Consider the following 12,206-nt stretch of genomic DNA (forward strand, 5'->3'; position numbering starts at 1 on the left):
CCGTGACCGCTGTCCATACGAGCACCGAAAGTATCGACCCGCAAATGACCGAGGTCGTCGTTGATCTGGCCGAGAGAAAACCCCAGCCTGTTCGCGTACACACAGTCTCATTGGCGAAGATCAACGGTTCCCATGCCGGGATTATCGCGGTTACAGCGAAAGCCACAGCGAACCGAAATATTGCCTCCTTGCTATTTCGCCGGATTGGCGATTTGCCGCTTGTGGTGCTGCAGAACGGAATCGACGTAGAAGTACCATTCATTGAAGCGGGATTCCAAAACGTGTATCGATGCGTCGTCTATGCAACGGGCCAACGCGTCGATACGTCCACCTATCGTTTCCGTGAAGTGGCGCCATCGCCAATTGGCGCGATCCATGGCGACGGAACGGACGCGGTCACGATTGCGGATGCTCTCTCAACACCGAATTTCCGCTTTCAAACCGCAAGGCAGATCGAACGAGACGTCTGGAAGAAAGCCATCCTCAATGCGGCGTTCAATTCCATCTGTCCGCTAATGAACATTGATAACGGCGTCTTTAATCGAGAAGAAGAGGTCGCTCGGATTGCAAAAACCGTACTGACGGAAGCGAGTGACGTCGCGCGACGGATCGGTATCGATCTTCCGACTGAAGAATTGATGGATCAACTCATGCTGATCAGCCGTCGTTCCGATGGGCAGCTTATTTCGACCCTACAGGATCTCAACAGCGGCAAAGAGACGGAGATCGACTACCTTAATCTTGCGATCAGCCGCGTCGGGGCGGCACTTGATCCGCCAATCGATCCGAAAGCCACGAGGATTCTTGGCGAATTGGTGTTGGCGAAATCCAAGATCAAGCGTGCCGCATCTCGTGGACGGTCTCAAAGGGCATAACAAAATTTTTGCAGGGAAAAGCAAACAGTGGACGCCCGATGGAAATCAACAACATGAGGTGTAACAAGGGCCCGCTCGTACCATGCGGCCTGTAAACCGCGCCCGTTAGCGCAAATGCATCGAGAGGAAGAGATGGGAACGACCGAAACAATCGCAATCGAGAATGCACACATGCCCCCCTTTTTCACAAAAATTCCGGTTTCCATTGATCGGGGGGAGGGGGTTTATGTTTGGGACGAGGAGGGAAACCGGTACCTTGACTTAACAGCCGGCTGGGGGGTGACTTCCATCGGGCATGCGCATCCTGCCATTCAAGCCGCCTTGATGGAGCAGTCCGCACGTATTCTACAAAATCCAAACGCCGGCCTGACCTACTCACCGGCCCGCTCGCGGCTGCTGTCGCTTTTATCAGGCGTCCTGCCCAAAAACCTCACACGGGTTTTCTTCTCGAACAGCGGGGCGGAGGCGAATGACGCCGCCATAAAACTTGCGCGAAAGGTTACCGGCCGCCGGCATGTTATCGCGGCCGAAGGCAGTTTTCATGGTCGTACCATCAGCACGGCATCGGCAACGGGCCAAGCGAAACACCGTGAAAAGTACAATCCGCTTATGCCCGGTTATTTGTTTGTTCCCTACAACGATCCGGAAGCGATGCGAAGCGCCCTTCACGATGACGTTGCGGCTGTCATCCTGGAACCGGTTCAAGGTGAAGGCGGGGTTCGGATCCCGTCGGCGGGATACTTGGAGAATGTCTCCCGCCTTTGCCGAGAAAACGGCACGCTGTTGATCGTGGATGAGATCCAGACCGGTTTCTGTCGTACCGGCCCGATGTTCGCTATCGGCGAAACAACGACCCAGGCCAGTTTTTTGACCATGGCCAAGGGCATCGCCGGCGGTTTCCCCCTTGGCGCTTTGGCGATGTCCGAGGAGGTGTCCGACCGATTGGAGATCGGTGATCATGGCGGCACCTACTGTGGCAACCCGCTTGCCTGTGCCGTGGCCTACGCGGTTATCCGGTATCTGGTCGATAACCATATCAGCGCGCATGTCACCGAGCTGGGGCGATATGCGCTCGATGAGATGTCGCGCTGGCAGGAAAAGTATCCCAAAGTTGTTACCAACGTCCGGGGCAAGGGGCTTTTGCTTTTGGTGACGTTCATCGACGAGGTCACCGCCGCCAGCGTCACGGATGAATGCTTATCCCGGAAGCTTTTCGTTCGCCAAACGAATGGGAATGGGATTCGTTTGTTTCCGGCATTGACCATCGAACGAGACCAACTGCATGATGGGCTTGCAACGTTTCGACAGGCAATCGAGGTTGTGGCCCAAAAATAGGGTGTTCATTATCGAAGGCCCGATTTGTGAAACCCATTAAGCCGCTCTGGTCTGATACCCAATAGGTGAGACGCAGGAAATTTTATGTCAGATATCAAGATAACCAAAGGCTACGTCCCTGGCGCGCTTGGACGCGTTGCTGAACTTCATGGTGCTTTCTACCATAGACACTGGGGATTCGGAGTCTTCTTCGAAGCCAAGGTCGCGACCGGACTTGCGGAGTTTCTCCAAAGGTATGATGGGCGCCGAGACGGTTTTTGGACGATGTCGGTAAACGGCCGCGTGGAAGGCTCAATTGCCATTGATGGCATTCATGCCGAAGATGAGGGCGCGCATCTGCGATGGTTCTTCGTGTCGGATGCCTTGCGTGGCAAAGGCGCCGGCAACCAGCTCATCGATACCGCCATCAACTTTTGTCGAAGCAAAAATTACAAGAAGATATACTTATGGACATTCGAAGGGCTCTTCGCGGCGAGGCATCTTTATGAAAAAGCCGGCTTCAGGCTTGTTGAGGAATATAGCGGGACCCAGTGGGGAACTGAGGTCAAAGAACAACGCTTCGAGAGTGTTTTAGCATCCCTGGCATAACGTTTGTTCCAGCGGACGCCCTATAATTGATATAAATGTGAATTTTATTCATAGGAAGATCCATGCCGACGACGTTGCAACTACCCAGAACCGAAAACTACCCGGAAATCCAAAAACGTGTCGATGCCTATAACCGGATTTCCGGCCTGCATCAGGCCATCGTTCATATCCTTGCCATTATCTACAGCCCAACGGCCAGGACCCATATCCTCAACAGCCTGAAAAAATTGTATCCTGACGATGCAAAAATAAAGCGCTTCAAGGTGAGCGACATCGATCCGATCCTGGACCACCTGGTCCAAGAGGGCATCGTCAAACAGGATGAGATGCAGTTTCAATGCTTGAATTTCCTGAGGGACCCGATTTGCCGATTCCTGGTGGACAACGGCCGGTTTGCTGAAATTGCCGATGCCGTCCAGCGTGCGATACCGATGTCCCTGTCATCGTTTCCCAGCTATGAGCTGGTGTTCAGAGAGATCCGAATTTCAATTTATCTGGGGGATATCGATGATATTGACCAGCTGATCGACTATTATGACCGGCATTATGCTTCCCATAACCGCTTGGCGGATCATCCCTTTGTTGGCATGTTCAGATATGCCTTTGATGCCGATTGGGTTCGCAGGAATTTACCCGAGGCGTTGCAGGCGGATATCGCCGCCGTGCTGGTGGATTACTTCCAACGCACCCATGCGTCGGTGTCTCCGAACATGCTCGTCTTCCTGAGGCATTATTCCATCTTGGCACCTGAGACGACGATGGGGCGAAACATTCGCTGCTTTCTGGCCGAACAGCTTGTTTTCAACGGCCAGCTTGACGAGGCGCAGGAAATGGTGGCCGATGACCCGGGCATGTCACCCCCCCTGATCGGTGGCGTCACCTCATTTCTAAGGGGCGCCAATTCCGAGGCCATCACCCATTTTGCGGCGGCCCTGGAGCAATTAAAGAAAGGCACCCGCAAGCGGAAAGTCTATTTCAACAGCGTGTCCGGGCTGTTTTATATCCTGGCGCTTGTGAAAAGCGACGATCCCCAACAGATGCAGACGGCCAAGACGTTTAGCGCTATTGGCGCCAAGGACGGGCGTAGTTCCTGGCAGCGGACCTATATGGCCTTGGGCATGCTGATCGGTGCCCGGCAAGGCGATCCGGATGCGCTCGCGTCCCTCCGGGAATGGGTGGTCTTTTTCAATCGGGAAAATCCGATTGCCGTGTTTATCCAATGCCTGGCGGTGTATTGGATGCATAAACGCAAAGGCCGTGAAATGGTCGATGCGTTGAAATTCCTGCATGGCGTCGCCACCAACACCCCGGGTTCCGCCTGGCTGCTGGCCGAAGTCTCGACACTGCTGGCCCGGCTGAAGGTTGACGGATACGATGACGCCCAGGCAAGGGCATTTTTTGAGCAGAGCGGCATCCAGAGCATTATCGACCTAGTCCAACCCAAAAGCCGTTGGCAGCAGGCCCTGACCGCATTGATCAGCCTGGACCGGCAGGCCTCCCCGGCCGTTGGCAGCGACCGTCCGTCGCGGCTGGTTTGGTTTTTCGATTGGAACGAGGGGTATGAATATTGGACGCTCGCCCCGCGCGAACAGGTCAAAACCGCCGCTGGCAAATGGAGCAAGGGCCGCAAAATCGCCCTCAAGCGGCTTTACTACGAGAGAGACACCTTCGATTTCCTGACGGCCCAGGATAACGCGGTGTGTGCCTGTATCCAAGAGGAACGGTCATATTACCGGGGCTATCCGGAGGTGAGCTACGATTTTTCGGAAAGGGCCCTGATCGCCCTGGCCGGACATCCATTGGTCTTCTCAGAAGAGGATCCTTCCGTTCAGCTGGAAGTCGTCAGCGAATCACCGGCGTTGGTGGTCAACAAAGAGAAAGGCGGAAAATACAGCCTTGAATTTGCCGACGATGTCGTGGACCGCGACAGCGATGTCCAGCTGGTTTGGGACTCGCCCACGCGGGTCAGGGTGATCGAAACCAACCTGGATGTGCGGCTGATCGCCAAAATTATCGGCAATGGGCTCAATGTGCCGGCTGCGGGCAAAAAGCAGCTTCTCGATGCCGTTGCGCGGGTGTCCTCCATGGTAACCGTGCATTCGCAGATCGCGGGCGTCGGGCAAACGGCCGAAGCAGCCACGGCCGACCCCACGCCCAATATCCACCTGCGCCATTTCGGACAGGGACTTAAACTCGATGTCTGGGTCCAACCCTTTGCCCCCGAGGGTCCCTGTTTCCGGCCCGGGGAAGGCGGCGAAACCGTCATTTGCGACGTCGGCGGCAAATCGTTGCGCACCCAACGCGATCTTGAAGGGGAACGGCAGCTTGCCGGCACGGCCGTGGCCGCCTGTCCGACCTTGGCTGCCATGGGGGACTCCGATGCCGACCGGTGGCAGTGGGACCTGCCTGATCCGGAAACCTGTCTCGAAACCCTCATGGAATTGAATGCCCTGGATCCGCCGGCGGTCCTGAAATGGCCGGACGGTGAACCCTTCACCGTTCGCCCGCCGGCAGAGATGAAACGGTTTTTCGTCAACGTCAAAAAGGAGAAAGACTGGTTCGCCCTGTCCGGAGAACTCAAGCTGGACGATGGCCTGGTGATCTCCATGGAACGGCTCCTCGAACTGCTGGAGACGGCCAAGGGGCGTTTCATCCAACTGGATGACGGCCAGTTTCTGGCCCTGACCCGGGTGTTCCGAAAGCGCCTGGAAGAGTTATCCGCCTACTCGAAAAAATCGGGCAAAAACCGCTATTTTCATCCCTTGGCGGCCCTCTCCCTGGAAACCCTGGCCGGGGAGGTGGGCGGCTTTCGCGGGGATAAACACTGGGCGGCCCATCTGCGGAAATTCAAGGATGCGCGTGCGTTGACGCCTGAAATGCCGTCGACCCTCAAACGTGATTTGCGAGGCTATCAGGTGGAAGGCTTTGTCTGGCTGGCGCGGCTGTCCCATTGGGGCGTGGGCGCGTGCCTGGCCGATGATATGGGACTGGGGAAAACCATTCAGGCGTTGGCCGTGATGCTCACGCGTGCGGCCAGCGGCCCGAGCCTGGTTGTCGCCCCCACGTCGGTGTGCATGAACTGGGAAACCGAAGCCCATCATTTCGCGCCATCGCTGAACGTCGTCAGCCTGGGCAATGGCGAGCGGGAGAAGATCGTGGCCGATCTGGGCCCCTTTGACCTGCTGCTGATCAGTTACGGCCTGCTGCAACAGGAGAAGGTGGCCGGGATGCTGGCCGGCATCCCATTTGAAACCATCGTGCTGGACGAGGCCCAGGCGATCAAGAACCTGACCACCAAACGCTCCCAGGCGGCCATGACCCTGGATGGCCATTTCCGGCTGATCACCACCGGGACCCCCATCGAGAACCACCTGGGAGAATTGTGGAACCTTTTCCGGTTCATCAACCCCGGCCTGCTGGGATCGCTGAAGAATTTCAACGAAAAATTTGCCATCCCCATTGAAAAAGAAGGGGCTGCTTCGGTGCGCCAGCGCCTGAAAAGACTCGTTCAGCCGTTTATTCTCAGGCGAACCAAAAGCCAGGTGCTGGAGGAGTTGCCCCAGCGCACCGATATCCTCATGCCGGTGGAACTCAGTACCGGGGAGCTGGCGTTTTACGAAGCCCTGCGCCGCCAGGCCCTGGAATCCCTCAGCGGGGAGGATGCGCCTTCCGAAAACATGCACCTTAAAATCCTGGCCGAAATCATGAAACTTCGCCGGGCTTGCTGCAATCCCAAACTGGTTTTGCCCGACGCCGATCTGCCCAGCGCCAAGCTGAACGCATTTTCTGAAATTGTCGATGAACTCCTGGCCGGCGGACACAAAGCCCTGGTTTTCAGTCAGTTTACCGGGCATCTGGATCTCATCCGCAAGGTTGTGGAAGAGAAATCGGTCCGCTATCAGTATCTGGATGGAAGTACTCCGCAGAAAGAGCGTCAGCGGCGGGTGGCGGCATTTCAAAATGGCGACGGGGATCTGTTTCTGATCAGCCTCAAGGCCGGTGGCGTGGGCCTGAACCTGACCGCTGCCGATTACGTCATCCATATGGATCCCTGGTGGAATCCGGCCGTCGAGGACCAGGCCGCCGACCGGGCCCACCGTATCGGCCAAACCCGGCCGGTGACCGTCTACCGCCTGATCGCCCGGCATACCATCGAGGAGAAGATCGTGGCCCTGCATCGCTCCAAGCGGGACCTGGCCGACAGCCTGCTCGACGGGACCGACATGAGCGGCAAGATGAGTGCCGATGCGCTGCTGGCATTGATTCGGGAAGGGTGACGATTCCCGGGTCCGGGTTAAGCCGCTTTGATTCTGGGACATCACCCAACGGCGGCGCCAGCGGCAACAGCACTATTGACTTGAAGAAAAAAAATGTCATACTACCTTTTTTTCAACATTTTGAGTTATATAAGCGTCTGTTCGAGGCCATTATCCCTCAATTCAAAGGAGTCCTGACGATGAAAACCCGAATGTGTAGAACCCTTTTGTCTTTGTTCCTTATTGCTATTCTTCCGCTCGTTTTGTTGTCGTGCGGGGATCAAGGCTCCAACAATGCCCTTGAAGAGCGGGTTGGCAAACTGGAAGATCAGATTGAAGCGTTATCCGAACAGGTTACCCTTTTATCCCGGCAGATCGAAAAGACATCGGTGAAAGCGCAGCCGGCGGTTCCGGAAAAAAAGTTGAAGGCCGGTTTTGTGTACGTGGGTCCGGTCGGGGATTATGGATGGTCCCATGCGCATGATTTGGGCCGAAAATATGCCCAGCAGCAGCTTCCCTGGCTGGATACCGTTTATGTGGAATCGGTGGCGGAGGCCGATTCGGCGAGAATCATCGATCGCTTCATTCAGGAAGAGAAATGTGATGTGGTTTTCACGACCAGCTTCGGCTACATGGACGACACGATAAAAGCCGGCCAGAAATATCCGGATCAAAAATTCATGCATTGTTCCGGGTTTAAACGGCTTCCAAACGTCGGCACCTATTTCATCGATCTTTACCAGACCTACTATTTGAACGGATTGATGGCCGGCGCCCTGACCAAAAGCAATAAAATCGGATATGTCGCGGCCTTTCCGATTCCCGAGCTGGTGCGTCATATCGACGCCTTCGCCCTGGGCATCAAGGCGGTCAACCCCAAGGCCCAGGTCCATGTCCGCTGGACCTATGCCTGGTACGGCCCTGACAAGGCCCGCGAGGCCGCCGAGGCGCTCATCGCCGAAGGTTGCGATGCCCTCGCCTTTACCGAGGACACGCCAACGGTTGTCGAGGTGGGGCAGGCACATACGGAGAAGGGAAAACAGATCTACACCTTCAGCCATTACAGCCCGATGCAGGCCTATGGAAAGGATTCGGTGGTTTCCGGGCAGATCGTCGATTGGGGCGGCATGTATGTCAAAATCCTGAAGGACATTCATGACGGGACCTGGAAGAATTATGATCTCTGGTGGCTCGTTGCCCAAAAGGCCGCTATTTTGGGCGGTGCGCTGGATGCGCCGATCAATCCGAAATTTGTGGATGCCTTGAAAGCGGTCAATGTCGATACCCAGGATTTCGGCACGCTTTCGGTCTACGATCTGGTGTTTAAACGCTACGATCAGATGAAGACCGGTACCCAGGTGTTTGATCCCTACATGGGCCCCATCACGGACAATACCGGCAAACTGCAAATCAAGGATGGCCAGACGGCCACGAAAGACGATCTCTTGAGCATGATGTACTATGTGGACAATGTCGTGGGCAGCATTCCCAAATAACGGATGGCTCGCGTCCGACTGAATCGCGGGGGGCTGGAAAAGACCGTTCCGGCCCCCCTTGTTTTTAAGGACCAGCGTTTTTAAGGATCAGGATGATGTCCCCAATAATCGAATCCCTTGAAATGGTGGATATTTCCAAATCATTTCACGGCGTGAAAGCCAATCATCGGATTTCCTTGAAAATCGAATCCGGCGAAATTCTCGGGTTGCTGGGTGAGAATGGCGCCGGAAAAACGACGCTGATGAACATTCTCTACGGTATTTATCAGCCGGACAGTGGCGAAATTCGTATCAATGGAAGGCGGGTTGCCATTGATTCGCCCAGGGATTCCATCGCCCACGGAATCGGCATGGTGCACCAGCACTTCATGCTGATCCAAAACCACAGCGTCATCGAGAACATCGCCTTGGGGTACCTTCAATCACCGGCGTTGTTTCCCCAAAAAAAACTTCGCCAGCGAATCGTTGAATTTTCGAAAAAGTTCAACTTCAATATCGATCCGGACAAAAAAGTATGGCAGCTTTCGGCCGGTGAACAGCAACGGGTCGAAATTATCAAGGCCCTGGTCAATGGCGCCGGGCTTCTCATCCTGGACGAGCCCACATCGGTCCTCACGCCGCAGGAAACCCGCGATTTTTTTCAAATCCTGGAGAAGATGAGAAATGACGGGAAAATGATCATTCTCATCAGCCATAAGCTCGATGAGATCAAAAAGCTTTGCGATCGGGTAACGGTGCTGCGCAAGGGAACGATTGTGGGCGATGCCGATACCCATTCGTTGGACAAACGCGCCATGGCCCGCATGATGATCGGTCGCGACGTCATTTTCTCCTTCACCCGGACCGCCCTTCCGCGAAAGGAAAAAGTCCTGGACGTCAGCGATCTTTTTGTTGACGGCGACAAGGGGAATCCCGTGGTCCGGGGGATTTCCTTTGATGTGTATAAAAACGAAATTTTCGGCATCGCCGGTGTGGCCGGCAACGGCCAAAAAGAACTCGTCGAGGCGATTACCGGCTTGCGGAGCGTGACCCGGGGCCGGATACGGGTGAACGGGATCGACATTACCAACCAATCGCCCCGCAAGATCCACAACAAAGGCGTTTCCCATGTCCCCGAGGAGCGACTGCGGTTCGGCATCGCGCCCAACCTGTTTTTATATGAGAACGCCATTTTGAAACAGCATCACCAAGAGAAGTTTTCCCGGCGGGCGTTTTGGCCTATGGCCGCATCAAGCCCATACGCGCCAATTGATCAACGATTTCCAGGTGGCCACACCGTCCATTCACGTGCCGACCAAAAACCTTTCCGGCGGAAATATCCAGAAGCTGATTCTGGGCCGGGAGATTTCCGACAAACCCGACCTTTTGGTGGCCTCCCATCCGACCTATGGCCTGGATATCGGCGCAACGGAATACCTGCGCAACCAACTGCTCAAACGTCGGGCCGAAGGCGGGGCCATTCTCCTTGTATCCGAGGATTTGGACGAAGTCTTCGAACTTTGCGACCGTATCGCGGCCATTTTCCAGGGTCGATTCATGGATATTCTCGAGGCCGAGGATCCACGGCTTGCCGACATCGGCCTGCTGATGGCCGGTACCGGGCATGTGGGGATGGGAGAGGCGGCGAATGTATAAGCTACACATCAGCGACCGGGAGAATCTTTCGCCTGTCGGCACGCTAATGATTCTTTTGTTTTCCCTGACGGCCGGTTTCCTGGTTATCGGCCTGCTCTTCTTCCTTAGCGGTGTCAATCCCCTGTTTGCGTTCAAAAAGATCTTTGCCGGTTCCTTCGGGAGCCTTTACGGGATCAAGGAGTCGATCACCAAGGCGATTCCGCTGGTGCTCATCGGTGGCGGGCTCGCCCTGGCCTTCAAGGCCAAGTTCTGGAATATCGGCGCGGAAAGTCAACTTCTCATGGGGGCCATTTTCGGCACCTGGGTCGGACTCAACTGGGGGGCCGGCCTGCCGCCGGTGGTCATTGTGCCCCTGATCTTTATCGCCGGTTTCGTTGGTGGAGCCCTATGGGGGCTGATACCGGCGGTCCTTAAACTCCGCTTTGGCATCAACGAGGTGATCTCCACCTTGATGCTCAACTACATTTGCGCCGAGTTTCTGACCCTTCTGATTGTGGGCCCCTGGAAAAGCAGCAAGAAATTCGGCTTTCCCTACACCGATGATCTGCCGGCATCGGCGATCCTCTCGCTTCTGCCGGGCTCGCGAATTCACACGGTGACGCTGGTTCTGGCCGTGCTTGCCGTGACGCTTTTGACCATCGTCATCTACAAGACACGCTTCGGCTACGAGGTGCGGGTCATCGGCGAGAATCCCGATGCCGCCAAGTACGCGGGCATCGACTTCGGGCGAACGACCCTGCTGGTCATGGCCATCAGCGGCGGGTTGGCCGGAATGGCCGGGGTGGGTGAGGTGGCCGGGATTCACCACTACCTGAGTTATCCCGACGCCATTTCTTCCGGATATGGGTTTACAGCCATCATCGTTGCCTGGCTGGCCAAGTTGAACCCCATCTATGTCATCTTCTCCGCCTTCTTTTTTGCCGGCATTCTGGTGGGCGGCGACGCCATCCAGATCTCCCTGGGGCTGCCGGCGGCGACCGTTGGCGTTTTCAACGGAACCATGTTGATTTTTCTGATCATGGGCGACTTTTTCACCAAAAACAAGGTCCGCTGGGTTTCGCCAAAGGAAGGAGATTAGCCGATGGACGACATGAACATGATGATTTCCGTCGCTCAGCGGACGCTGGTTGCCGGCACGCCGCTTTTGCTCGGGACGATTGGGGAGATTATCTGCGAGCGGTCCGGCATCTTGAACCTGGGTGTCGAGGGCGTCATGGCGGTCGGTGCGGTATCGGCCTTTATCGTTACCCTTCACACGGGAAACCCCTGGCTGGGGCTGGGCGTGGCCATCGCCGCCGGCATGCTGGTTTCCATCATTCATGCCTTTGCCTCGATCAGCCTGCAATCCAATCAGGTGGTTTCCGGCTTGGCGCTGACCATGCTCGGGCTGGGAATGGCCGGCCTGCTGGGCAAACCCTATGTGGGCAAGCCCCTGGCCGTCAAGATCGATGACCTGACGATTCCCTACCTCTCGGACATCCCGGTTGTCGGGCCGATTTTTTTCAAGCAGAGCCCGTTTTTCTACCTGGCGATTCTTTTGGCCATTGCGGCCTGGTTCGTGCTTGAATACACGCTGCTTGGCATTCGCATCCGCTCGACCGGCGAGAACCCCCAGGCCACCGAAACCCAGGGCGTCAACGTCTCGTTGGTTCGGTATCTGGCGGTGATCGTGGGGGGCGGTTTCTCGGCCATGGCGGCGCGCATCTGTCGATTTCCTACAGCAACTCCTGGATCGAAGGCATGACCGCCGGGCGGGGGTGGATCGTCATTGCCCTGACCATCTTTGCCCTGTGGAATCCCATGCGCGCCATTGTCGGTGCGTTCCTTTTCGGCGGTATCTTTGTCTTGCAGTACTTGCTCCAGCCCTTGGGGATCTCACCGAATTTTCTGGCCATGCTGCCCTATCTGGCGACCCTGCTGGTACTGCTGGTGGGCGGGCTGCGGGACCGTCGGCGTTTGAATGCGCCGGCCATGCTCGGGGAGCCCTACCGCCGCGGCGAGCGCTGATCGATTCGCCCATC

Annotated in this window: 9 protein-coding genes and 1 pseudogene; all 10 read left to right on the plus strand. The window is 56.1% G+C overall.

Annotation, left to right across the window (positions count from 1 at the left end):
- A partial coding sequence (locus tag JCM12296_RS10425; protein ID WP_054692365.1) for a ketopantoate reductase family protein occupies nt 1–875 on the plus strand: 875 nt, incomplete at its 5' end.
- Between the two features lie 171 nt (nt 876–1,046).
- Nucleotides 1,047–2,210, plus strand: coding sequence for an aspartate aminotransferase family protein (locus JCM12296_RS10430; protein ID WP_213183468.1), 1,164 nt, complete (start codon nt 1,047–1,049; stop codon nt 2,208–2,210).
- An 84-nt stretch (nt 2,211–2,294) separates the two neighbouring features.
- Nucleotides 2,295–2,798 carry a GNAT family N-acetyltransferase gene (locus JCM12296_RS10435; RefSeq protein WP_054692371.1) on the plus strand — a complete coding sequence of 168 codons (504 nt, stop codon included), beginning with the start codon at nt 2,295–2,297 and terminating at the stop codon, nt 2,796–2,798.
- Nucleotides 2,799–2,860: 62 nt separating this feature from the next.
- A complete protein-coding gene (locus JCM12296_RS10440; RefSeq protein WP_054692373.1) occupies nt 2,861–7,075 on the plus strand; it encodes a DEAD/DEAH box helicase in 4,215 nt (1,404 codons plus the stop codon).
- Between the two features lie 179 nt (nt 7,076–7,254).
- On the plus strand, nt 7,255–8,550 hold the full coding sequence (locus JCM12296_RS10445) for a BMP family ABC transporter substrate-binding protein (RefSeq protein ID WP_054692376.1): 1,296 nt from the start codon (nt 7,255–7,257) through the stop codon (nt 8,548–8,550).
- Nucleotides 8,551–8,672: 122 nt separating this feature from the next.
- Nucleotides 8,673–9,674, plus strand: a pseudogene (locus JCM12296_RS44075) (ABC transporter ATP-binding protein); the annotation flags it as partial.
- Between the two features lie 124 nt (nt 9,675–9,798).
- Nucleotides 9,799–10,185, plus strand: a complete 387-nt coding sequence (locus JCM12296_RS44080; protein WP_246804141.1) for an ATP-binding cassette domain-containing protein — start codon at nt 9,799–9,801, stop codon at nt 10,183–10,185.
- Nucleotides 10,178–11,263 carry an ABC transporter permease gene (locus JCM12296_RS10455; RefSeq protein ID WP_054692379.1) on the plus strand — a complete coding sequence of 362 codons (1,086 nt, stop codon included), beginning with the start codon at nt 10,178–10,180 and terminating at the stop codon, nt 11,261–11,263. Before JCM12296_RS44080 ends, JCM12296_RS10455 begins: the two co-directional genes overlap by 8 nt.
- Before the next feature lie 3 nt (nt 11,264–11,266).
- Complete coding sequence (locus JCM12296_RS10460; RefSeq protein ID WP_246804131.1) at nt 11,267–11,929, plus strand: ABC transporter permease; 663 nt, start codon at nt 11,267–11,269, stop codon at nt 11,927–11,929.
- Nucleotides 11,926–12,192 carry a hypothetical protein gene (locus JCM12296_RS44085; protein WP_246804132.1) on the plus strand — a complete coding sequence of 89 codons (267 nt, stop codon included), beginning with the start codon at nt 11,926–11,928 and terminating at the stop codon, nt 12,190–12,192. Before JCM12296_RS10460 ends, JCM12296_RS44085 begins: the two co-directional genes overlap by 4 nt.
- Nucleotides 12,193–12,206 lie beyond the last annotated feature (14 nt).

It is taken from the genome of Desulfosarcina cetonica JCM 12296, assembly GCF_001311845.1.
Taxonomy (GTDB): Bacteria; Desulfobacterota; Desulfobacteria; order Desulfobacterales; family Desulfosarcinaceae; genus Desulfosarcina; species Desulfosarcina cetonica.

What these genes read in the sequence shown, in the direction of transcription:
- JCM12296_RS10445 (WP_054692376.1), top strand. Translation starts at nt 7,255, where the DNA reads ATGAAAACCCGAATGTGTAGAACCCTTTTGTCTTTGTTCCTTATTGCT.
- JCM12296_RS10435 (WP_054692371.1), top strand. Translation starts at nt 2,295, where the DNA reads ATGTCAGATATCAAGATAACCAAAGGCTACGTCCCTGGCGCGCTTGGA.
- JCM12296_RS10455 (WP_054692379.1), top strand. Translation starts at nt 10,178, where the DNA reads ATGTATAAGCTACACATCAGCGACCGGGAGAATCTTTCGCCTGTCGGC.
- JCM12296_RS44085 (WP_246804132.1), top strand. Translation starts at nt 11,926, where the DNA reads ATGACCGCCGGGCGGGGGTGGATCGTCATTGCCCTGACCATCTTTGCC.
- JCM12296_RS10440 (WP_054692373.1), top strand. Translation starts at nt 2,861, where the DNA reads ATGCCGACGACGTTGCAACTACCCAGAACCGAAAACTACCCGGAAATC.
- JCM12296_RS10460 (WP_246804131.1), top strand. Translation starts at nt 11,267, where the DNA reads ATGGACGACATGAACATGATGATTTCCGTCGCTCAGCGGACGCTGGTT.
- JCM12296_RS10430 (WP_213183468.1), top strand. Translation starts at nt 1,047, where the DNA reads ATGCCCCCCTTTTTCACAAAAATTCCGGTTTCCATTGATCGGGGGGAG.